Below are 22,529 nucleotides of genomic sequence, written 5' to 3' on the forward strand. Positions count from 1 at the left end.
GACTCGATGTACCGATCGGGCCCGGGCTGCTCGACGTGCTCCTTCTTCTTCCCTTCGCCGTTCGCGTCCTCTTCGCGTTCGGTCTTCGTCGCGTTCCGTCTTCTTCTCTTCACTCTTTTCGATGCAACTCGGTGCAAGGAGTTCCATGTCCACCCCTGCCGATGTCGTCTTCCGCGGTGGTTCGGTCCATACGATCGACGCCGCGCGTCGCCGGGCCACGGCGGTGGCCGTGCGCGACGGGCGGATCGTGGCCGTCGGGCACGACGCGGATGTGCGCGGGCTGATCGGTTCGCGCACCGACGTGATCGACCTGACCGGCCGCGCGCTCGTACCCGGTTTCCAGGACTCGCACGTACACCCCGCCCTCGCGGGCATGACGCTGATCCGCTGCGACCTCTCGGACGCGCGGGACGCCGACTCGACGTTCGCCCTGATCCGCGCGTACGCGGCCGCCCGGCCCGACGAGGAGTGGATCAGCGGCGGCGGTTGGAACATGGAGGCGTTCGCCGGCGGTACGCCCAGCCGGCAGCAACTGGACGCGATCGTGCCCGACCGCCCGGCGTTCCTGATCAACGCCGACGGCCACGGCGCGTGGGTGAACACCCGCGCGCTCGAACTCGCGGGTGTCGGACGGGATACCCCGGATCCGGCCGACGGGCGGATCGAGCGCGAACCGGACGGCACCCCGCAGGGCACCCTGCACGAGGGCGCGACCGCGCTGGTCGGCGACCTCGTCCCGGGCCTGGACGCGGCCGACGGCCTGCGCGCGCTGCTCGCGGGCCAGGCGCGGATGCACTCGGTCGGCGTGACGGCGTGGCAGGACGCGATGGTCGGTTCGGCGCATCCGGGCCTGGACCCGCTGGAGTCCTATCTGACCGCGGCCCGTTCGGGGCAGCTGACCGCGCGCGTCGTGGGCGCGCTGTGGTGGGAACGGGACCAGGGCGCCGAGCAGTTGGAGCGGCTGCTCGAACTCCGCGCGTCCTCGTCCGTCGGGCGGTTCGCGGCCACCAGCGTGAAGATCATGCAGGACGGGGTCGCGGAGAACTTCACGGCCGCGATGAACGACCCGTACTTCGACGGCTGCGGCTGCCACACCGGCAACAGCGGACTGAGCTTCGTGGACCCGGCGGCGCTGCGCGAACACGTGACGCTGCTCGACGCGCACGGCTTCCAGGTGCACGTGCACGCGGTCGGTGACCGGGCCGCGCGCGAGGCGCTGGACGGCTTCGCGCAGGCGCTCGCGGCGAATGGGCGGGCGGATCACCGGCATCACATCGCGCACCTCCAGGTGGTTCACCCCGACGACGTTCCGCGCTTCGCGGAGCTGGGCGTGACGGCCAACCTCCAGCCGCTGTGGGCCGCGCACGAGGCCCAGATGGACGAGCTGACCATCCCGTTCCTGGGTGACGAACGGGCGGCGTGGCAATACCCGTTCGGCGACCTGCTGCGCTCCGGCGCGACGCTCGCGGCGGGCAGCGACTGGCCGGTCAGCGCGCCGGACCCGATGTGGGGCATCCACACCGCGGTCAACCGGGTGCTGCCGGCCGTCGCGGAGCCGTCGGACACGATCTTCCTGCCCGAGCAGCGGATCGACCTCACGGCGGCGCTCGCGGCGTACACGGTGGGCACGGCGTACGTGAACCACCGCGACCACGACACCGGCACGATCGAGGTGGGCAAGCTCGCCGACCTGGTCGTCCTGGACCGCGACCCGTACGCGGGCCCGGCGGCGGAGATCGGTGACACGCGCGTGCTGGGGACGTATGTCGAGGGCGCGCCCGTGTACACGGGGGAGGGTCTGTGACCGCGGGGGAGGGGCCGCTGGCCGCGGCCTACGACGTGGCGGTGGTGGGCGCGGGCCTGGCCGGTCTGGTGGCGGCGCGGGAGCTCGCGTCGTCCGGGCTGCGCGTGGTGGTCCTGGAGGCGGGCGATCGGGTCGGCGGCCGGACGTGGTCGAAGGTCTTCCCCGGTACGGGAGTTCGGGTCGATCTCGGCGCGGAGTGGATCTCGGCGCAGTACCACCGGGCGCTGATGGCCGAGTACGAACGCTACGGCGTGGACCTGGTCCCGGCACGGGAGAGCGCGACGCGGCAGGTGTGGCTGCTGGACGGTGAGGCGTCCGAGGGCGCGATGCCGCTGGCCGGTCCGGACCTGGCCGCGTGCGAGCGGTTGGTCACGGAACTCACCGCACTGGCCGCGGAGTTGACGCCTGCGCAGGCGCCGGACGGGTTGGACGTGGCGTACGGCGAGCTGCTCGAGGGCCTGCCGGCGCGTGCGGTGGCGTACCTGTCGGTGCTCGGCGCCGCGTTGATGGGCGCGCGCCCCGAGGAGTACTCGGCGGTGGGCGTGATCGAGGACATCGTCGCGCTGGGCGGCGACCCGGCGGCGGCGTTCGGCGCCGAGGATCAGCGGGCGGCGGGCGGTGCGGACGCGCTGGCGGTGGCGATGGCGGCCTCGCTCGGCGCCGAACTGCGCTTCGGAGCGCGGGTGGTGGCGGTGCGTCAGGAGGGGCCGGGCGTGGTTCTCGGGCTGGCCGACGGCAGCGCCGTGACGGCCGCGGCGGCCGTGGTCGCGGCACCGCTCAACACGTGGGCGGCGATCGCCTTCGAGCCCGCGCTGCCGCCGGCGGTGGCGGCACTGGCCGAGCAGGGCCACGCAGGCCGCTCGGTGAAGGTGGCGGCCCGGGCGACCGGGATACCCGTCGACGCCAAGGCGGGCTGTTGGCCGCCCGGCATCCTCGCCGTGTACAACGCGGGGGAGGACGTCTGCGTCGTCTTCGGCCTCGCCGAGAGCTTCGACCCGACCGACCGGGCCTCGATCGAGACGGCGGTGCGGCAGCTGTACCCGGACGCCCGCATCCTGGAGGTGCTCGCCCACGACTGGTCCGCCGACCCACTGGCGCGGGGCACGTGGGTAGCCCCCCGCCCGGGCCAGTGGCCGCTCTTCGCGGCGGCGCGGGAGCCGTACGGGCGGGTGGTCCTGGCGGGCGGCGACATCGCCCGCACTTCCCAGGGCTACATGGACGGCGCGGTGCTCTCGGGCCACGACGCGGCGGAGGCGGTGCGGAACCTGCTCGCGTAGCGGGCACCCGACCGGGGCCGGTATCCGACCGGGGTGGGCGTCGTCTGCGGAGGAGACGATGTCCACCCCACCGCCATGTCAAGATACCCATGACAGAGATAGTCGACGCACAGATAATCACCTCGGATCCTGACCCCGAGGCCGATCCCGACGTCGAAAGGACCGACATGGCGCTGACCCCCGAAGACAGCCCCGGCTTCCTCCTGTGGCACACCACGCTGCGCTGGCAGCGCACGATGGCGGCCACCCTCGGCCCGCTCGACCTGACCCACCCTCAATTCGTGCTCCTGGCAAGCCTGTACTGGCTCGACACCCAGGGCGCCAAGCCCAACCAACTCACCCTGGCCGCCCACGCCGGCATGGACGTCAAGACCGTCTCCCCCGTCCTGCGCCGCCTGGAAGCCAAGGGCTACCTGACCCGAGCAACCGACCCGGCCGACACCAGGGCGAAGCTCCTCCACATCACCGCCCCCGGAACCGACTTGGCCGCCAAGGCCATGCAGGCGGTGGAAGCGGCGGACGCCACCTTCTTCGCGGACGTCCCCGACCGCGCGAACCTGCTCAAGGCGCTCCGCCGGCTGTCCGGCACACCCGGCGAGTAGAAGCGAGGCCGCCGGTCGGGCCGAAAGCGTTTTGATGGAGGCCCTGCCGATACTCACCGAGCAAAACCTCCTCGACGCCGCCGGATCGAAGTCGTTCGAGCACGGCGAGGCCCACCTCGACGCGGTCGCGAATCCGACCGAGAACGGCCCCGGCGTCATCACCGCCGTGGTGTACGGAAACGACACCTACGACGTCGTCCTCCACGATGTCGTCCTCGAATTCGGGCCGGACGATCTCGCCGGTGAATGCGATTGTCCGTACGGCGACCAGGGCTACTGGGTCTATTCGCAGTGCACCGGGCTTCAGTCCGGTGGTGAAGCGAATCTGAGAACTGCTCTGGCCTCAGATGTCGGCACGGATCCGCAGTGTTGACCTCGGCTGTGTCAGAGCGGCCGGTTCTGCTGCTCGATGTACTGCTTCACGATGCTGAGCGGCGCGCCGCCGACGGACCCGGCGAAGTAGGAGCCGGACCACAGGCGCTGCGCCCGCCAGTAGTGGCGGACGAGATCGGGGAACTCCTGGCGGAGCCTGCGCGAGGACACGCCCTTGAGGGAGTTCACCAGCTTGGACAGGGCGACCTTGGGCGGGAAGTTCACGAGCAGGTGGACGTGGTCGTTCTCGCCGTTGAACTCGACCAGTTCGCATTCGAAGTCGGCGCACACCGCGCGCATGATCTCTTCCATCCGCATGAGGTGCGCATCGTTGAAGACCCGATGCCGGTACTTCGTCACGAAAACCAAATGCGCGTGAAGGGCGAAAACACAGTGCCTACCAGTGCGGATGTTCTGTATGTCAGCCATAAACCAAGCGTAGTACGATCACGATGTGCAGCTTCGGTACGGCTTCCGCCTGTACCCGAGCGCCGGTCAGCGCACCGCGCTGGCGAGGGCGTTCGGGTGTGCGCGGGTGGTCTACAACGACGCCCTCAAGGCTCGGGAGACCGCCCGCTCCGAGGGGCTGCCGTTCCCGAAGACCGGCGACCTGTCGAAGCTGCTGATCACCGAGGCCAAGCGCACCCCGGAACGGGAATGGCTGGGCGAGGTGTCCGCTGTCCTCCTCCAACAGTCCCTCCGGGACCTGGACACCGCTTACCGGAACTTCCTCGACGGTCTGAAGGGCAAGCGCCCGCGCATGGGCGCGCCCCGGTACAAGTCGAAGAGGGACACCCGGCAGGCGGTGCGGTTCACGGCGAACGCCCGCTGGTCGATCACCCCGGGGCAGAAGCTGCGTCTGCCGAAGATCGGCGATGTGAAGGTCAAATGGTCCCGGAGACTGCCGTCCACCCCGTCCACGGTGACGGTGGTCAAGGACTCGTCGGGCCGGTACTTCGCAAGCTTCGTCGTCGACACCGACGACACGGAGATCCCGCCGGAGGCCACGGGAGCGATCGGGATCGACCTTGGGCTGACGCACTTCGCGGTCCTCTCCGACGGCCGGAAGATCGACAGCCCACGCTTCCTGCGCCGGGCGGAGAAGAAACTCAAACGGGAACAACAACGCCTGAGCCGCAAGGCCAAGGGCAGCAACAACCGGACCAAGGCCCGCCTCAAGGTCGCCCGCGCACACGCGCGGGTGGCCGACGCGCGGCGCGAGTTCCACCACCGGCTCTCCACGAAGCTGATCCGCGAGAACCAAGCGGTCGCCGTGGAGGACCTGGCGGTCAAGGGACTCGCCCGCACACGCCTGGCCAAGTCCATCCACGACGCCGGATGGTCCGCGTTCGTGATGATGCTGGAGTACAAGGCCGCCCGGTACGGGCGCACCTTCACCCGGATCGGCCGCTTCGAGCCCACATCCCAGGTGTGCTCACGGTGCGGCATGAAGGACGGCCCCAAGCCCCTTGACGTCCGTACGTGGACGTGCTCGGCGTGCGGGGCTGTCCTGGACCGGGACATCAACGCGGCGGTCAACATCGCCAAGGCCGCCGGACTGGCGGTATCAGCCTGTGGAGCGCAGGTAAGACCGGGAGCGATCCCGGCACCGCGCAGCGAAGCAGGAACCCACCCGAAGCCACCCACCACCCTGCGGTGGGAGCAGGCGGGAATCCCCGGCCCTTAGGCCGGGGAGGATGTCAATTCTGCAAGCACTGTGTCGCGCGGCGGTCGGCCTGGTCTTCCTCCGCGCAGCCAAGGCCGGTCCGGTCGGGGAACCCCAAGGCGCCGGGATGGACCTGCGCGCCTACCTCGCCTCGCTCGACCACGGCGAATTCGTCGACCTCCTCGATGAGGCGGCCGGCAGCGATCCGGATCTGCGCCGCCGCCTCAACCTGCGCGCCGCGCGTATCGACGGCGGCGCCAGCCAGACATCACGGCGATTCGCGCTCGCGAACCACGTTTGGCCGGAACTGGCGATCCAGGACTACACGCAGCCACTGGGGGACGCGGGCATCGCGTACTACGCCACGTGCCTGCGCGAAGCCGGGTCCGCTCCGAACCGAGACGGATGGTTGATTCAGCACCTACGGGAAGACCTGGCCGAGGCCCAGAAAGACACCGACGCATTCGTCGAAGCACTCACCCCCGACCTCACCCACGGCTACGCCTACCTCCGCATCGCCGACGCACTCACCGCCGCCGGCCGCGATGCCGAGGCCCTGACCTGGGTCGAACGCGGCTTCGCCGAACACCCGGAAGACTCCCGACTCGCCGACCACCTGACCGGGCAGTACACCGCCGCCGGCCGCCACTCCGACGCCCTGAAGATCCGGTGGGACCAGTTCCGACACCAACTCGGCGTCCCGTCGCACCGGCAACTCCTCAAAGTCGCAGAGGCGACCGGAGAAGCCGACCACTACCGAGACAGGGCCCTCCAAGCACTATGCGACGCGGCCGAACAACGGCGGACCCGCATCCAAGCGGCCCGAGCCCTGATCGACATCCTCCTCACCGAGGACCGCTTCGCCGAGGCCTGGCAGGCAGCCGAAACCCTCGGCGCCACCCGTGCCCAATGGCTCCACCTCGCCGACGCCTGCCGAACCACCCGCCCGGAAGACGCACTCACCATCTACCTGCGAGAAGCCACCGAACTCATCAAAACCACAACCAAACACGCCTACGCCCAAACCGCAGACCTCCCTGGCCCGCCCGCGACACCGCCCAAGCAGCCAACCGCGAGCCCCAATGGCAAGTGAATTCACCACCCTACGCACCACCCACCACCGCAAACGCAATCTCACAACCGAACTCGCCCACCGCGGCCTCATTTGAGGCCCTGCAACGTCTGAGCGAACTTCCCCCATTCGGCCCGATCGGATGACAGCCCGACCCTGCTCTGACCGCCGCCGAGCGGATCAGTACGAGGTGGGGTTCGCCAGTGCGGGCAGTTCGAGCTCCGCCCAGATGGTCTTGCCAGTGGGGTGCCTGCGTTCGACGCCTCGGCTGGTCGCAAGAGCGTCGACGAGGAGCAGACCTCGTCCCGATTCGGCGGTGTCCACGGGAAGGGTCGAGTAGAAGGTGGGCATCCCGTCATGCCGGTCCGAGACCTCGACGCGCAAAGTAGCCGGCCCCGGCCAAGCCGACTCGATCGCCAGGCGGAGTTCGAAGCCGTGATCGGATCCCCTCCCGTGGATCACGGCGTTCGCGGCGAGTTCGGCCACGAGCAGGGCAACCGTTCGGGACGCATCCGACTCCTGCGGCCGGCCCCACGCGGCGAGTTGTTCCATTGCGACGAGACGGGCGGCGCGGGCACCGAAGGTGGTCGAGGCGAACCGGCGAACGAAATCCGCAGTGGAGGGCGCGAGCCGGATGGGGGAGATTTCAGGCTTCATGGCACAGAGCGTTGCTCTGCGGACGTACCGTGACCAGGGGCGAAGTCGGTACGAAGCGTATGCGTACGGGCGGACGCGGTCGGTTGTCCGGGCTGTCGGCCGTGACCGATGACGCACGCGCGCATGTGAGGCGGTGGACGCTGTGGTGGGTGTCGGCGCGAATGATGAAGACGAAGTGGGACGGGAGCGAAGGCCCGAGCCGCCGGAGGATACGGATGGCGCTGCGGACTTCTTCCGGGCCATCGGCAAGCAGGTAAAACTGTTGCGCGAGCGGGCGGGGCTGACGCAGAAGGAGTTGGGCGACCGACTCGGGTATAGCGAGGAGCAGATCTCCTCGGTGGAGCGTGGACGGCGCACGCCCCAGCCGGAGTTCCTGGATTCGGCTGACGCCCTGTTGGGCGCAGATGGTCTGTTGACCGCAACGAAAGAGGACTTGGCGAAGGCCAAGGCGAAGACGCGGGTACGACACCCGGCTTGGTTCAGGGACTACGCGCGGCAGGAAGCGGATGCCGTCGAGCTGAACTACTTCAGCATGGTGACTGTGCCCGGTCTGCTCCAGACAGAGGAGTACGCGCGAGCGACGTTCACTGCCCGCCAACCTCTTCTCGACGAGAAGACCATCGAGGAGAGGGTTGCCGCCAGGCTGGCGCGCCAAGAGATCTTGACGCGTTGGCCTGCGCCCATGGTCAGCGCAGTACTCGATGAGTCTGTCCTGCGTCGGTCCATCGGTGGGAGGGACGTCCATCAAGGGCAGATCGAACGCCTGTTGCATCTGGGGCAATTGCGAAGTACGACGCTCCAAGTGCTGCCGATGGACTGTGAAGACCACGCCGGTATCGATGGCCCATTCACCTTGCTCACGCCGAAGGGCCGTCAGCAGGTGGCGTACGTGGAAGTTCAGAGTGTCAGCCGCTTGATCACAGATCCTGAAGAGGTCCGTATTCTGGCGGCACGTTACGGCAGCATTCGGGGACAAGCGCTCACGCCTCGCGAGTCCTTGGTGCGGATCGAGAAGATGTTGGGAGAGGAATGAGTATCGAAACTGCCCCGAATCGTACCGCGGAGCTGCGTTGGTGCAAGAGCAGCCACAGCGGTGGTGAGGGCGGCGAATGCGTCGAGTTCGCCGCCGCCCCGCAGGCCGCCCACGTCCGTGATTCGAAAGCCCCACACGGCCCCCGACTCACCTTCGCCCCCAACGCCTGGACCGGCTTCCTCGCCTCCACCGCCCGCTGACTCACACGCGCGGCGGCAGCCCTACAGGGACGTGAACCTGACCGATTCCCCCAGGGCCGCCGCCGCGCCGTCGAGGTCGGCCAAGCGAGCCGCGAGCGTCGCCTCCGCCAGCCGTTGTGGCAGCGCCGTGCTGAACTTGAGGCCGTTCAACGCGCGACTGTCCACGTGAGGTAGGCACAGGTGGTTCGTCACGTCCTTTGTTGCTGCCCGCCATTGTTCCGGCGTCAGATCTTCGCGAAGGCGCACATAGCCATCCGTCGAGCGTTGTAGCGGATCGGTCACGGACGCGAGGCTCGCCGCCAGGGTCGCGTTCGCCCTGGCCCCCGCCCAGGTCCACCAGCGCACGTCCGAGCCGGTCGACGCCCGCACGATCACCGTTCCGCCCGCGTGCACCAACTCGGTGCTCTCATCGCGCGCTTGGGTCAGTGCCGCCTGCGCACGGCGGGTCAGCAGTACGTCCGGATCGGTGCCCAACAGCACCTCACGTGCCGCGCGGGTCAGGTGGTACGAGGCGGTTCGGGAAAAGCCGACCCCACCCCACCGGGCCTTGCCGCCACCTTCCACCGGCTCGACAAAGCAACGACGCCGAGTCCAGTCGATGTACGTCACCTGCCAGCTCCGACCGGCCAACAACAAGCGGCGTGGCCCGGTGACCTCCTCGGTCAGCAGGGCCGGGTCGGTCTTGCCGATCTCGGTGCGTCCCGACAGGACGGTGAACTCGGGGGCCGCGGTGAACACCGCGGTCAGGTTCATGAAGTGCCGGTGGCCGAAGCGGCGCTCGGCTTCCGGGCCGATGAACAGCATTCCGCCGTCCTGGTCGAGATAGCCCTCCGCGACCAGGTGCCGGACGATGGGCTCGGCAGCCGGACCGAACGGGCCCAGCCCACCCCACCATTCCTGCCACAGCCGGTCACCGACCCGGTGTTCCTGCAAGCACAGCGCCAAGACTTGCTGCGCGACGATGTGCCTCGGCTCGGGTGGCGGCACGACCGGCTCGACCCAACCCCGCGACCAGAGCAGCAACAGGCCGGCAGCGCCCACGAGGCCGTCCCGATCGAGGGCAAGGAACAGGCAGTTGCGGGTGGAGCCGGGCCGGCGCCCGGTCCGGCCGAGCCGTTGCAGGAACGAGGCGACGGTGCCGGGTGCGTCGATTTGGATGACCCGATCCAAGTCGCCGACATCGATGCCGAGTTCGAGAGTGCTGGTGGAGACGATGACGCAGTCCCGAGCGTCGGCGAACGCCTCCTCTGCTCGACGCCGCTCGTCCACTGACAGGGAGGCGTGCGACAGGAACGTGGTCACACCCTTGGCCCGCAGACTCTCGCCGAGTTCCTCGACCTGCTTGCGCGACTCGCAGAAGACCAAACGCTTCTCGCCGTGATGCAGCCCGGCAATCACTGTCGCCGCGTTCGCGAGCGAGCCCACATAGTCGAGTTGGATGTCCCCCGCCGCGACTGGCACGGGTTCCGCACCGGGACGCAGGTGCGGCGCAACCACGCGCGCGGGTCGGTGCCCTGCACCGGAACCCTGCAACCAGGTGAGGAGGTCGTCAGGGTTGCCGACGGTGGCGGAGAGCCCGATCCGCTGCACCGGACGCCCGACCACCCGTTCCAAGCGCTCCAACACGGCCAACAGGTGCCACCCGCGGTCGTCTCCCGCGAAGGCGTGGACCTCGTCCACCACGATCGTGCGCAGACCCGCGAAGAACGCTCGATGGTCGACGTTGACGCTGACCAGCATCGCTTCCAGCGACTCCGGGGTGGTCAGCAGTACGTCCGGGCGCGCCGCGAGGATGCCCTTGCGTCGAGGCTGTGAGACGTCGCCGTGCCACAGGGCAGCCGTCCGACCGAGCCACGAGGTGTACGTCTCCAGGCGTGGCAGCAAGTTGTTGAGCAATGCCTTGAGCGGGCACACGTACAGCACGGACGTGCCGGTCCAGTTCTCCGCCGCCATCCGGGACAGCAGCGGGAACGCCGCCGCCTCGGTCTTGCCACCTGCCGTGGGCGCCAGCAGTACGGTGTCCGAACCGTCGAGCAGCGGAGCGATCGACTCCTCCTGCAAGGGGCGAAGACCCGTCCAGCCGAGGGTGTTGACGATGTGGTGGACCAGGCCCGGGTGCAGCCGGTCCAGCGGCTCGGGGGCGCCGGTCACTCCACCTCCAACTCGATCTCGTCGGCGCCGGCAGCCGCCGCGTTGCGCTCCACGTCGCTGAGTTCGGTCGCACTGATCGTCAGTGCGTAGTGCTTGCGCGGGTCGAAGTCGTCGAACTCGTCGACCCGGTCGAGCACATCGGCAACGAGCTTGCGCAAGAAAAGGCGTGGTGCGATGCTTGCCCTGCCGCCGAGCCGGCCGGCCATCGAGATGGCCAGCTCACTGACGTACGCGTCGTCCACGAGGTCGGCGATCCGTTGTGGATTTCGGGCCGCACCCGTGTACAGGTCCCGGACTGAGCGCCCGAGTTCGCCGAGCCTGTCGACGTCGAATCCGGTCAGCCGCAGCTGTACCGCACGTGGGGAGTCGAACCGCGGATCGGTGGAGAAGTCGGTCGCCAACCGCTGTGCGAGCGGAGGCAGCCGCTGTACCCCCTGCTGTCCGTCGAAGAACGCCGGCGTGCCGGTGATCACCAGAAACAGACCGGGAAATCGGCCCGCGTCGATCTCGTCGAGCAACTGCCGCAGGGCGTTGAGGCCCTTCTCGCGGACGTCACCACGGACGCGTTGCAGGGTCTCGATCTCGTCCAACACCACGAGCAGCCCGGGATGCCCACAGTCCTTCAGCACGGTCAGCAGGCCCTGAAGGAACCCGAGCGCGCCGAAGTGGTCGAGATCGCCGCGTACGCCCGCCAGCCGCTTCGCGGACGCCGCGACCGACTTCTGCCCGCCCAGCCACGCGATGACCGCCTCTGCTGTCGCGGCGTCACCGGCCAGGGTCGCCTGCCGATATCCGCGCAGCGCGGCCGAGAAGGCGGGTGTGGTCTGGGCGACGCCGCGAAGTCGCTCTTCGAGGAGTTCGCCGACGGCGGTCTCCAACGCGTCGGAGTCCTCGTCGAGTTCGGGCTGTGCTTCGCCGATTTCCTCTTCGAGGGTATAAAACCACGCGTCCACGACGGCCCGCAGCGCGCTTGCGGGCTCGGTCGACGTGGTCAGGCGCTCGGTGAGCCGCCGATAGACCGTCTCCAGCTTGTGCAACGGCGTTTCCGTCTCGGAGATCTGGATCTCCGTCGTTGCCATCCCCGCGCGTTTCGCCCGTTCGGCGAGCCAGCGGGCGAAGAACGTCTTGCCCGAGCCGTACTCACCGCGGATCGCGTGGAAGGCCGCGGCCCCCGAGCCGATGGTGCCGATTCGCTCATCGAGCGCTGGCGCGAACCGGTCCAGGCCGACCGCGAACAGGTCGAGCCCGGACTGCGGCACAGTGCCTCGACGCAGTGCGTCGATCACTTCGCGCCGCCGGGCGGGGCTCACCGACGGGAATGCGGCTCCGGTGCTCATTCGGTTGCTTTCGGTAGTTCGAACTGCTCACGCAGCGTGGTTCGGTTCAGCTGTACCCGGGTGCGGGCGTCGATCAGGCTGATCACGTCGTATCCCTCGACGTTCAACAACCGGGTCAGCATGGTGACGAAGCCTTCCGAACGGGTTTGCGCCCGGCCGCCTGAAGCGATGACGGCGGCGCCGACCGCCGCGAGGGACAGCGTGCCACCGGCCGCGTCCAAGGCGTCGATGACCGCGGCGACCACCTTGCGGTCGGGAGATTTGCGGACGTAGACCCGCTGAGACTCGTAGATCTTCGTGGCGACGACCTGCTTGCCCAGGGTCGCACCGGCCGAAGGCGTCGGCTCCGATGTGGGAACGGAAGTGGCCGAACCAGAAGTGGTTGTTGCAAGGGCGGGTTGGGCCTGCGCCTTCGGCTTGGTTGCCTTGGGAGGTGCAACGATGGCGGCTGCGGGTGCGGCGCCCGGTTCCTCCCACCAGGTCGGCTGGGTCGACTCGCGGGGCAGGACGGACCAACCGGCAGGAGCCAGTTCGGCGGTCGGCGCGAGCACCAGTACCGGGACCGTCAGCTCGGCGAGGGACGCGCCGCCGTGGTGACCCGCTTTACGAGGTGTGTAGCGGATGTCCTCGGACCACGCGGCGACGATGCCGCCGTCCGATACCCGTGGGCCGTTCAGCGCGACCTCACCCGGTGCGGCCGTTCCGGTACGCCACCGCGCGGACTCCACACCGGTGGCCGCAGTGGGACCGGCATCTCGCGGCGTGCGATCCAGGACGTGCCCGTGGTCGGAGACCAGGACGACCGGTCGGCCTTGCCCGCGGGCTGCGTTCAGCAGTTCGGGGAGGTACTTGATGCTGTCGACGGTCCAGTCGGCCACCGAACTCTGCTGCCCGTGATCGAGGCTCTCGTCGATCGTGTTGAGCACGACACCCACCACTTCCTCGGCAGCGATGGCGGCAACGAGTTGTGCATCGAGGCGGTGTCCGGCCGGGCCGGGGATGTCGCCCTTGTGGAACAACTGGGCTTCTTTGTGCTCCTGCTGTCGCCAGAACGACGAGAAGCCGTCCTTCTCTACGGACTGCCCACCGTTCATCGGGCGTCCGCACAGCAGGGCGGCTCGGCTGATGGTGGTGACCGACGGCATCATCGCAACGGCGGCGGTGCGTCGACCCGCTACCGGTGCCAGCTCGACCCAGCGGCCGGTCGTGGTCAGCTCTTCGCCGAGCTGCGCCGCGACCGCGCTGCTCATCCCGTCGAGGACCAGAATCAGCGGATACCGGCGTTTGGCCAGCGGGACGACGACCTTGCGCAGGACGTCCTCGATGAGCAGGGCACCGGCCGAACTCGTCGAACAGGCGTGCCGGGCCCACGGTGCCAGGACGGCTGCGAACTCCTCGTCGAGTCGGGCCCGACGGGCTCGGGCCGCGTCGTGCACGTTGCGATAGGCCTGATCGAGTATCGGATCGTCCGTCGCATCGCCCACCCAGAGTTGGGCCAAAGCACGGTCGACCCAGCCCCAGTCGGCGGCGTGCGCGTGCACGGCCTGTTCGACAGAGACCACGTTCGTCTCGGCCGTCGCGGTCCAGCGCGCGAGGCGTACGGCCATTTCGGCGAGTCGCACCCGCTCCGGGAAGAAGTGTGCGGCCAACTGGTGCTCGCAGAGGTCGTGCAGGGCGGCCTGGGCCGCCTCGTGGCCATCGACCAATCCCTGGGCCAGGCGATGCAGCCGGGCCCGAAAACCGGACGGCAGCAAGGGGTTCTTGGCCAAAGCGGGCAACAGGTGTGCGGAGGCGGCGAGTTCGTCCGCGCGATCGACCACGTTCAGGACTCGGGCTCGCGCAGACTCTCCCGCCCCGCCCGGTGCCGCCGCGTCGCCGATCCAGCGGGCGAGCACGCCCTCCACCGCGCGAGTGTAGGCACGCAGCTCGGATGTCCGCAGACCCACGCCACCGAACAGGCTGCCGAGAGCTACTGCGGTCTCGGCTGTCGCTTCCTTGTCGGACAGCACGGACGCGAGTACGCCCAACGCGGTCGCGTCCGAGCCGCGCCCGCTCTCCACGAGCCGAAGCAGCAACGGCGCCGCTTCGCCGGCCGCTTCGGCGAGCCACGCGGTGATACCGGCCCGCTCATCCGGAGCCAGGGCCGCGAACTGCTGGGGGCCCAGCTCGGTACGGGACCAGCCGAGCAACGCGTCCATGTCCACGGACCCGCCGTTGACGACCGACTCAAGGGACAGCCGTACCCCGACCAGTGCCCGCACCGCCGCGTCGAGAGTCAATACAGCGCCGCGCTGCGGCCAGTTGTCGGCCGGCTCCGCTTCGATCAGGGCGTCGAGCAGCCACTGCCACTGTTCCCGGTACATGCGCGGGTCCAGGTCGGTGGCGCCGAAACGCTGCTTGACGATGTCAGGCCTGTCGACGGTGATCGTGCGCGAGCCGACCATCTGGCCGAGCAGATCAAGGCCGACCTGTTCGTCACTCACGTCGGTGGTGACGACCAGGAGATCGGCGTCTTGGGCCTGGTGGGCCTGCCAGGCATCCGTGATGGCCAGGACCGAGCCTGCGTGCGCGACCCGGACGCCGCGGCGCTTGCCGTCACTCGTCGGGAGGCTGAACTCGGCGGGCTCGGCTGCCGGGTAGCGACCGTGCACGAGGAACAGGCGGCGGTCCTTGGCCTTGGACAGGTACGTTGCCAGCAGCCCGGCCACGATCCGCCGATTGAGGTCGGGGCCGCTGGTCGGCATCAGTTCCCACCTTCGGCCGAGGCCTCGCGAACCTGCCAGGTGATCTCGATCGCCACACCGGGATTGGCGAGCGCGAAGGCGCTGATCTCGTCCTGCACATCGGTCAGGACCTGGGCGAGCACGGCTTCCACCCGACTGGGCGGTGTGGCCACGCGATGGATCCGGCCGGGCTGAGTCGGGCCGGGGACGACTGGCGTGTCGTCCCCGGGGTTCTCCTCCTGGCCGGGTGTGCCGGATACCGTCGGGCTCCCGTGCCGGGTCAGGCTGATGTCGTCGGGGTCCGGGGTCGGGGCCGGGGGGTCGGGCACAGGGTCGGAGGCCGGACCGGGTACCGGTGTGACAGTGGCGAGTTTGCTCGCATCGGTGATCAGTTTCACGGCCGTGTCGTGGGATGCGACCAGGACCGGCGCCAGACGGGCGCTGTACTCGTCTTTCCGCGCGGCATCGGCGACCTGCGAAAGCAGCCGCTCGGCCCGGTCCGACAGACCGTCTCCGCGACCGGTCAGGCCACGCACGCCGTTGAGCAGCGTCCATTGGGTGGAGTCGAGTGCCTTCAGTACCTCGTGCGCCGAGGACATTGCCCTACCGAGTTCGACGTCGGTGCTGTTGTACGTCGCGGACGCCAACTCGCGGACCAGCGCGGTGGCGTCGTGCCGCTGCTGGAGCCGGGCAAGGAGGTCGGACGCGTCGCGTACCGACCGTTCGCGGTCGCTCGGTGCGTCACCGGATACTCCGAGTTGGGCACGGTGCTTGGCCAGGGAGTGCCGCAGACCGTTCACGTCGGCTTCCCACGCGGCTGCTTGTTCGCGTACCTCCAGTGCGAGCGCCTGGACGTTGCGCGCCCACGGGACCGGCTTGGTCTTGGCACCGAACAACGCGGCGGCACGGGTGTGCCCGGCTGCGAACTCTTCGTCGCCGGGCAGTTCCTGGGCCCGTAGAGCCCACCCGGGGCCGATCTGGTCCAACTCCGGTGCCGAGCGCGGCGAACCGTTGAACACCCAGGAGCGATCGGCGATCAGGGCGTAGGACGCGATGATCAGGTTGCCGACGATCTTGTCCAGGCCGGTCCAGCCCAGTTCGCCGATCCACCGCCTGATCTCCTCGACGGAGAAGTCTCCGGTGACCTGATTGGCGCCGGCCTGCTGCTCGATCCACCTACGCCAGTCGGCGCTGACGTTGAGCGGACCGTCGTGGACCTCGCCCAGCTTCAGCGCGTGCACGATCCGTTTGACCAGGACGAGGTCGGCGTTGTCCACCACGATCCGCCGAGTGCCGTCGTCCATGGCCCGGCCGATCCAGCTGTACACCTTCTTGAACTGGGCAGGGGTGACCACCTTGCGGTCGTCACGGGTATCGAAGTTCGGGTGGTTCGGGTACAGCTCGTGGAACATCCCGTCGGCGAACTTGAGCATTGCGAGCTTGAAGCCCGCACCGCCCAGCGGCTCGTCGGGGTTGTGCCCGGAGAAGAGGGAGTGGATGTGCCGACCTTCGGGGACCTCCGCGCCGAGATTGCCTTCCTCGGGCTTCGCGATCGCGTACGCCTGCTTGAGGACGGCGGTCAGCGCCAACGTGAGGGTCTCGCGCTGCGCCTCCAACTGGTGCTTCATCCGCACCTGGTCGTCGGCCGAGCGGTTCGGCGCGAAGTCCTTGATGCGGTCCCTGAGCAGCAGGTACTCGATCTTGAGGAGGCGACCGAGCTGCCCGGCGCGCTGTGGGGAGACGAAGGACGGCAACCACACGATCGTCGCGGCGTGCTTGCCGGCGCGCCGCAGGCCCTCGATGCGGTTGGCGTCCGCGCTCGGGTAGTTGTGCTCGTCGAAGGGATAGTCGATGACGAACCGGATCCGACCGTCGACCGACGGTTCGAACTGCTGGTCCGGCAACTCGGCCGGGTCCGCGACGTTCTCGAAGACGAACTCGGCGACGCGGCGGGTACCGCGCCAGACGATTTCCTTCTCGGTGACGAATTCACCGCGATCGGTCAGCTCCAGTTCGTTCCACAGGTGATTGCGGACCCACACCTTGCGTGTGCCGATTTTGTCCTGTTCGGCAACCGCCTCAAGCAGCGGCTCGACGTCCAGGTCTGACAGGTGCAGGGTGAAGACCGGGTCCTCAGTGCCCTCGCTGCGCAGCTCGCCCGGGAACTGCCCCTGCAACTCGCGCAGTCGAGCGATCACCATCTGCCCGGTCTGACCGGTGCGGGAGCGGATCTCACCGTGGTTCAGCGCGGCGAGGCGGGCGCCGGTGAGTCGGGTGAGGGCGGGGACCTGCGGGGCGAGATAGGCCAAAAGGAGGGTCTTGACGAAGCGGTCGTCCGCCTTGAACTTCGGGTCTTCCGCCGAGCCGTACTTGGTGAGGAGGTATTCGTGGACCTTGGCGTGGAAGCGGGTCGCCTCTTCGGCCTCGCGGCGGAGCTGGTCGGTGAACGCCTCCGCCATTCCTTCCGACAGCACGTCCCACAGGTCGCCGATCGGGATCAGCTGACCCAGCTTCATGTCGTCGCGGCGTCGGTGCAGCATCTCTTTGAGCAGCCGCAGACCGGTGCGCTCGCGCTGGAGTGCGCCGGAGAGGGCGACCAGGACGTTCAGGAGCGCGGGGGAGAAGGGGTACAGCGAGCGGAAGTCGTCCCAGTCGGCGTCGGTCGCGCCGGCCGAGTCGAGGAGGACATCGCGTACCGACTGGTTCGAACTTTCGACGCGAGCGAACGCGGCGAGGAGAGCGGCGGCTGCTTCGTCGTTCTTCGGCTTGAGGACACGTTCCTTCACGATCGCGGGGAGGTTGCGGTCCTCCAGCGGGATCGTGTCGATGCGCTCGGCCAGGTACTTGACCTGCTGTTCGAGGTTCTTCACGTCGGCGCCGACGACGTCGACGCCGATCAGCTTGGACAGGTCACGCTGCCGCGAGATGAACGACACGATCGGGAGGGCGCGTTGGCCGGTGCCGGACTCGATGAGCTTGACGAGCTTGTTGACCTCGTCGTTGACCATCTCGCGGTTGGACAGGTGGGCCTGGAGCCACAGGATCAGCTCGTCCAGGAAGAGGATCAGGCCGTCGTAGCCGAGCGACTTGGCATGCTCGGCGATGATCGACAGGCCGTCTTCCAGGGGGAGGAAGGCGTCCTTGTCGCCGAGTGCGCCGCGGGCGTAGGAGGACTGCGGGCCGGAGAGCAGTGCGGAAACCAAGGCATTGCGGAGGTGGTCGCCGGGGGGCGCGGCGAAGGCGCGGTCGAGATCGGCCGGGGTCCAGGCATCCAGCTTGTCAAGGTTGTCGAGGTCATCCGCATCGGCGGGGCCCGATGCATCCGCCGTTGCTGTTCCGGGACCGGTTGCGTCACCGAGCCACGCGATGAACTTGGTGTCGTCGGCGAAGGCGCGCCGCGTGCGCCGGGCATCCTCGAGCATGGCGTCGGCGCGATACACCGGGGGGACGGGCGCTTCGGGGTGGCGTGTTCGGATGGCGCCCACGTAGCCGCCGAGGATTGCCGAGTCCAGCGTGGACGACCCGACGAGGTGATACGGCACCATCAGGAACTTGCGGTCCCGCAGCCAGGTGTCGTTTTCCAGGATCGCCGGTTGCAGCCTCGGCTTGGAGCGGGCCGCCGGATGGTTGGACAGGATGGCGTGCAGCACGGTCATGAAGTGGCTCTTGCCGGAGCCGAACGAGCCGTGCAGGTAGGCGGCGTTCGCGGAGTTCGTGCGCACCGACTCGCGAACGATCGTCAGTGCCTTGCGGAACGACTTCTCCAACTGATCGGTTACGACGTACTCGTCCACGCGCTCGGCGATGTCGTTGAAGCCACCGGAGAGCTCGACCTTGAACGAGCCGGAGAGCACTGCCTCGGGCAGGTCCAGCACGTCCCGCAGATACTGCTCGCCGTCGTTGCTCATCAGTTCCCCCGGTGATTTCTGGCTGCTTTACGAACGTGCGCATCGGGCACAGGGCGCCACGTGGTGAGATCGGCAGTAGTCAGCTGGTGCATGGACATGAGGCTCTCCAAGGAGGCCTGGTACTCCTCCGCTGCATTGCCGCCCCATTCGTCGTCTTGGGCGCTATACCACTGCTTAATCCACGGCATCAACTCAGCGAGCCCGGCGAGTGGTGGGGTAAGTTTCACTCCGCCCCAGCTGAATTGCTCAACGCGGTCGTTGATGATGTTGAGCAAAGCTTGCGCCTGGTCGCGATGGTCCCAACCAGCCCAGCCAAGGAGAAGGGTCGGGTCGGAGTCGGGGCTCGCCCCAGGGTAGGAGATGAAACGCTCCCCGGGGACGTCGAGCTTGCCGCGGTTGGACCAGTATGAAGGAGCAGAAAAGTCGGATGAGCCGTACAGAGGAGGTACCGCAGAGCTGACAACTACACCTTCACGGTCTTCTTTTCGCTGCAATTCCCAAATATTCTCCCACTCGACTCGCTTGATTATCCCTGATTTGCTGTAGCGAAGGCTCGAAAGATACGGGACGTGTTCGTCTTCCAAGATTTCATGCAAGACCTGTTCGAGTGACAGATTCGGCCTTCCTAGATGAAACGCGTAGAGCTTGGCAGTGGACTTGATATCGGCGGCACTCTTGCCTGTAGAAATCCTGTCTGCAATTTGACTGATCGTGAGTGTGCGCGGTTGCTCAAATCCATCGCGCATTTGAAACCACAGATCGCGATCTTCACAACGATTGAGCAGCCAATTCTTTAGGGCCAATCGCTCCTTGTTCGCCCAGTCATCAGTGGTCCATCGACGTTTGTATTCAGGCACCTCAAAAAGGGCGATATCTTGGCGTGCAGTGATGGTTTCCAATCGTGCTTGGACAATTTCGCGGTACCATTTTGGCCAGCGCATCGGAATCTCAGTTACTGGCTGCGAACCATGGCGCTGGAACCATGAAGTTTCAATTTCGCCACTTTCCTGCCTTCTGGCGAGAGCGATCTCGAAAGCGCGCTCACCGAGACGCACTTCGGGTGCGGGGGATGTAGAAGGCAGGATCAAACGAGCACATTCGGAGTCAGATAGCAATCCGTAGCATCGGTAGACTTGCCAGTCCAACTCTTCCTGGAGCGAGATCATTTGCAGGTGAGTGGATTCTGATACAGAACGAGAGACATCCAGATCGTGTCGATTTGGCACTGATTCGCTGGCGAATAGTACAGATGGTTCGTTTGCGACCAGGCGTTGCGACAGATCGTCAAGGGTGCGACTGACTTCTACGGGAAGTGATTTGGGGATTGGAATTTCTTTTACACGCGTTGAGTTGAATGCATGGCGACTCTCCCAGAACTCGTCCTGAATTCCTCGTCCGATTCCACTTCCGCCCTTGATGTGGCACGTCTGACGGAGCCAAAACCCGACAGTCGACGAGTTGAGGATACCGAGAAGGCCTAGGTGCGTGTCTTCGCTTGTCCCATTAGGAAGTTTGATCGTAGGTGCTGTCTGTTTGAATACTTTGCCGCCTCGGTCGAGCACGAAGTTGTTATGAGTTGCCACTTCCGCATAGGAAATTCCGAGTGGGGCTAGGAAGCGCTCAGGATGCCAACGACTCCATTCGTACCAAGTGAGGCCAACTTCCTCGTGTGTTCCACCGAGTTCACGACGATCACGCAGCCGCTGGCGGTGAGTCCAGAGATGACGTGCGCTGGCAGGGTCCGTGATATCGGGAGTGAGGTCACTTGTGTATGGAAAGAGTGCTTCTACCTGCGGGATGAGATGCCAATCTCGGATGTTCGCGCCTTCTACCAGAGGGACGATGTGACGAGCGTCGACCCCTTTGCGTTCCCAGTCACCCGGTCGTGCAAGATATGAATCATCTGATCCTGTATGTGCAGTTCTTCCAATCAGACTGACCATGCTCGAAAGGCGTTTTCTTTTTTCGCCACCGAGGTTCGCCAGCATCATGTTTTCCAGCCCACCACCGAGAGACCACGGGTGAATGGACCATCGAGCACGACTCGTGACTGAAGCGGACACCCACGGGGAATCCATACGAGGCTTATTATAGGCGTCGAGTATTGCCAACCACACGAAACCTTGGGTCGGGTCTTCGGGTTGTGCAGGTTCTCCCTTAATTCCGAGGACTGCTTTGATTCCTTCGCCCTGGAAAGCAATACGGTTGCGGCCAGCCAGAATTATAGTTGGCGTACCATGACCGGGAATATATGCGCCAGATGTATCAATAATATGTGTCAAATCTACCTTTTGATGAAACCAGGAAACAAGTTTCTTTCCAAACTCGCGCTTCATGAAGGAGTTGGCGGTGATCTGCGCCGTATATCCTGCTGAGCGATTGGAGCCGTTGGCTCGAATCGCGAGTTCAAAAATTCGCTGGGCAAAAGGAACTGAAAGTGCATAAGTTCCTCCGCAAGTATCGTACGCTTTCCGGTATGCGCTGCTTTCGGCAGAATCCTTGACTTTGATATACGGAGGATTGCCGACTGTTACGTGATATGAACCGCGTCCAAGTAGATCAGATCGCTCGGCGAACTCGTAGACGTCTTCATGTCTGTAAAAAAAGACTTCGGTTCCCGAAAAATTTCCCTGCCTTCCAGATGCGCCGCGACCGTGGAGTAGAGAGTCGCCCACAGCGACGTGAATCGGGAATGACGGCATGAGATTTAGATGCCGTACGCCTGCGGCTTTCAGGGCAGCCATCAAGAGTCGGAATCGGGCAATAGCGGCGGCAAATGGATTCTTGTCGCAACCGTGTACAGAGTCAAGTGCTCGCCGGATAAGAGTCCAATCGTTCTCTCCTTGGGCTACTTTGCGCCACTCCGAAAGGAGTCTGTCGAACAGCCCGAGTAGAAAGTGGCCGGATCCGCAGGCTGGGTCGATTGTCCGCAGCCCAGGCGGAAGAGTACGCACCGTACCGTCCGCTTCGTGAACTTCCACAATCGGGGTAAGGCCAAACTCTTCCAGCGCCGGCTTGAATGCCAGATCAAGGATGAATTCTTCAACGAAAACCGGTGTCTGTAGTAGTGCGTAGGTTTTCTGGGCGTGATCGCTTAGATCTTGATATAGGTCACCCAAAAATCGTGTATCAAGTTCGGGGTCTTCAAAGCCATGAACGATCTCACCGTTCGCATTTACGGTCCGCCAGAATTTAAGCAGGATTTCTGCACCTTTGTATGAAGGGGCGAGCTCCCAAAGAGGGTTATGGTTGCGGTCGAACAGCCCCGCCACCGTTGAGTTAGTCCCCGCCAAATGCTCAAACGCCGACACCAGCCAGTCCCGGTCGTTCTTTTCCGGATGTTTCCGGAAGAACGCCTCGTGGTGCTCCTCCGCGTCGCGCAGCCGTTCACCGGGCCCTGCGATCCATGGGTCTGCGATGAGTCGGTTGTCCTCGCAGAACCGTACGAACACGCACGCCAGCACCCAAGCCACCGCCGCTTGCGTGATCCGCTCCTCCAGCCACGACCCATACGTAGCCGCCGTGCGCTCCGCATCCCTGGCCCCGGCGTACTCCGCCCGCAGCTTCTCGCGATACTCGTCCACCGACTCACACCGCGCCCGGAGATCGTCCTCCAGTGCCGTGACCTGCTTGCGCAGGTCCTTCAGCAGTAGGCCGTTCTGGTTCGTCTCGCCGCGCGCAGCCACCGTTGCTGTACCCCTCGTCGTCTTCATGTTCGTCAGCAGTC

General features: G+C 66.4%; 15 protein-coding genes. 8 read left to right on the forward strand and 7 right to left on the reverse strand.

The features are described from left to right. The first annotated feature begins 145 nt into the window (after window positions 1–145). The 4 genes from OG948_RS23985 (at window position 146) to OG948_RS24000 (ending at window position 4,056) form a co-directional block, all read left to right on the forward strand. Entirely contained in the window at window positions 146–1,804 is a 1,659-nt protein-coding gene (locus OG948_RS23985; RefSeq protein WP_406298451.1) for an amidohydrolase, read from the forward strand. Next, window positions 1,801–3,081 (forward strand): flavin monoamine oxidase family protein, encoded by a 1,281-nt coding sequence (locus OG948_RS23990; RefSeq protein ID WP_406298452.1) that lies wholly within the window; start codon window positions 1,801–1,803, stop codon window positions 3,079–3,081. Before OG948_RS23985 ends, OG948_RS23990 begins: the two co-directional genes overlap by 4 nt. Before the next feature lie 89 nt (window positions 3,082–3,170). Next, window positions 3,171–3,683, forward strand: coding sequence for a MarR family winged helix-turn-helix transcriptional regulator (locus OG948_RS23995; RefSeq protein ID WP_406298453.1), 513 nt, complete (start codon window positions 3,171–3,173; stop codon window positions 3,681–3,683). A 34-nt stretch (window positions 3,684–3,717) separates the two neighbouring features. Beyond that, a complete protein-coding gene (locus tag OG948_RS24000) occupies window positions 3,718–4,056 on the forward strand; it encodes an SWIM zinc finger domain-containing protein (protein WP_406298454.1) in 339 nt (112 codons plus the stop codon). An 11-nt stretch (window positions 4,057–4,067) separates the two neighbouring features. On the opposite strand, the gene tnpA is transcribed toward OG948_RS24000, so the two are convergent. After that, entirely contained in the window at window positions 4,068–4,484 is a 417-nt protein-coding gene (gene tnpA, locus OG948_RS24005) for an IS200/IS605 family transposase (protein WP_406298455.1), read from the reverse strand. A 25-nt stretch (window positions 4,485–4,509) separates the two neighbouring features. Here tnpA and OG948_RS24010 point away from each other — a divergent pair, with 25 nt between their 5' ends. Further along, a complete protein-coding gene (locus OG948_RS24010) occupies window positions 4,510–5,742 on the forward strand; it encodes an RNA-guided endonuclease InsQ/TnpB family protein (RefSeq protein ID WP_406298456.1) in 1,233 nt (410 codons plus the stop codon). A gap of 10 nt (window positions 5,743–5,752) precedes the next feature. Next, window positions 5,753–6,814, forward strand: coding sequence for a hypothetical protein (locus OG948_RS24015; protein WP_406298457.1), 1,062 nt, complete (start codon window positions 5,753–5,755; stop codon window positions 6,812–6,814). A gap of 159 nt (window positions 6,815–6,973) precedes the next feature. Here OG948_RS24015 and OG948_RS24020 read toward each other — a convergent pair whose 3' ends face one another. After that, the gene (locus tag OG948_RS24020; RefSeq protein ID WP_406298458.1) at window positions 6,974–7,450 is read right to left on the reverse strand and encodes an ATP-binding protein; all 477 of its coding nucleotides are present in this window, start codon (window positions 7,448–7,450) and stop codon (window positions 6,974–6,976) included. 175 nt (window positions 7,451–7,625) lie between these two features. Between OG948_RS24020 and OG948_RS24025 the strand changes: the two genes are divergently transcribed. Both OG948_RS24025 and OG948_RS24030 read left to right on the forward strand, forming a co-directional pair. Then, a complete protein-coding gene (locus OG948_RS24025; protein ID WP_406300329.1) occupies window positions 7,626–8,483 on the forward strand; it encodes a helix-turn-helix domain-containing protein in 858 nt (285 codons plus the stop codon). Further along, complete coding sequence (locus OG948_RS24030) at window positions 8,480–8,683, forward strand: DUF397 domain-containing protein (protein ID WP_406298459.1); 204 nt, start codon at window positions 8,480–8,482, stop codon at window positions 8,681–8,683. The genes OG948_RS24025 and OG948_RS24030 overlap by 4 nt, the downstream gene beginning before the upstream one ends. Before the next feature lie 21 nt (window positions 8,684–8,704). Here the strand turns inward: OG948_RS24030 and OG948_RS24035 are convergent, their stop codons facing one another. Genes OG948_RS24035 through pglX form a run of 5 tightly spaced genes read right to left on the reverse strand, consistent with a single transcriptional unit; the run spans window position 8,705 to window position 22,515 of the window. Continuing rightward, window positions 8,705–10,834, reverse strand: a complete 2,130-nt coding sequence (locus OG948_RS24035; protein ID WP_406298460.1) for a DEAD/DEAH box helicase — start codon at window positions 10,832–10,834, stop codon at window positions 8,705–8,707. After that, window positions 10,831–12,171 carry a BREX system ATP-binding protein BrxD gene (gene brxD, locus OG948_RS24040; RefSeq protein WP_406298461.1) on the reverse strand — a complete coding sequence of 447 codons (1,341 nt, stop codon included), beginning with the start codon at window positions 12,169–12,171 and terminating at the stop codon, window positions 10,831–10,833. The genes OG948_RS24035 and brxD overlap by 4 nt, the downstream gene beginning before the upstream one ends. Next, on the reverse strand, window positions 12,168–14,915 hold the full coding sequence (pglZ, locus tag OG948_RS24045) for a BREX-2 system phosphatase PglZ (RefSeq protein ID WP_406298462.1): 2,748 nt from the start codon (window positions 14,913–14,915) through the stop codon (window positions 12,168–12,170). Before pglZ ends, brxD begins: the two co-directional genes overlap by 4 nt. Continuing rightward, window positions 14,915–18,802 carry a PglY protein gene (locus tag OG948_RS24050; protein WP_406298463.1) on the reverse strand — a complete coding sequence of 1,296 codons (3,888 nt, stop codon included), beginning with the start codon at window positions 18,800–18,802 and terminating at the stop codon, window positions 14,915–14,917. The genes pglZ and OG948_RS24050 overlap by 1 nt, the downstream gene beginning before the upstream one ends. After that, window positions 18,802–22,515: a BREX-2 system adenine-specific DNA-methyltransferase PglX gene (pglX, locus tag OG948_RS24055; RefSeq protein ID WP_406298464.1), complete on the reverse strand. Its 3,714-nt coding sequence runs from the start codon at window positions 22,513–22,515 to the stop codon at window positions 18,802–18,804. Before pglX ends, OG948_RS24050 begins: the two co-directional genes overlap by 1 nt. Window positions 22,516–22,529: the final 14 nt, after the last annotated feature.

This window comes from Embleya sp. NBC_00888 (assembly GCF_045207655.1).
Lineage (GTDB): Bacteria > Actinomycetota > Actinomycetes > Streptomycetales > Streptomycetaceae > Embleya.

What these genes read in the sequence shown, in the direction of transcription:
- tnpA (WP_406298455.1), bottom strand. Translation starts at nt 4,484, where the DNA reads ATGGCTGACATACAGAACATCCGCACTGGTAGGCACTGTGTTTTCGCC.
- pglX (WP_406298464.1), bottom strand. Translation starts at nt 22,515, where the DNA reads ATGAAGACGACGAGGGGTACAGCAACGGTGGCTGCGCGCGGCGAGACG.
- OG948_RS24000 (WP_406298454.1), top strand. Translation starts at nt 3,718, where the DNA reads ATGGAGGCCCTGCCGATACTCACCGAGCAAAACCTCCTCGACGCCGCC.
- OG948_RS23985 (WP_406298451.1), top strand. Translation starts at nt 146, where the DNA reads ATGTCCACCCCTGCCGATGTCGTCTTCCGCGGTGGTTCGGTCCATACG.
- OG948_RS24030 (WP_406298459.1), top strand. Translation starts at nt 8,480, where the DNA reads ATGAGTATCGAAACTGCCCCGAATCGTACCGCGGAGCTGCGTTGGTGC.
- brxD (WP_406298461.1), bottom strand. Translation starts at nt 12,171, where the DNA reads ATGAGCACCGGAGCCGCATTCCCGTCGGTGAGCCCCGCCCGGCGGCGC.
- OG948_RS23995 (WP_406298453.1), top strand. Translation starts at nt 3,171, where the DNA reads ATGACAGAGATAGTCGACGCACAGATAATCACCTCGGATCCTGACCCC.
- OG948_RS24050 (WP_406298463.1), bottom strand. Translation starts at nt 18,802, where the DNA reads ATGAGCAACGACGGCGAGCAGTATCTGCGGGACGTGCTGGACCTGCCC.
- OG948_RS24015 (WP_406298457.1), top strand. Translation starts at nt 5,753, where the DNA reads ATGTCAATTCTGCAAGCACTGTGTCGCGCGGCGGTCGGCCTGGTCTTC.
- OG948_RS24020 (WP_406298458.1), bottom strand. Translation starts at nt 7,450, where the DNA reads ATGAAGCCTGAAATCTCCCCCATCCGGCTCGCGCCCTCCACTGCGGAT.
- pglZ (WP_406298462.1), bottom strand. Translation starts at nt 14,915, where the DNA reads ATGCCGACCAGCGGCCCCGACCTCAATCGGCGGATCGTGGCCGGGCTG.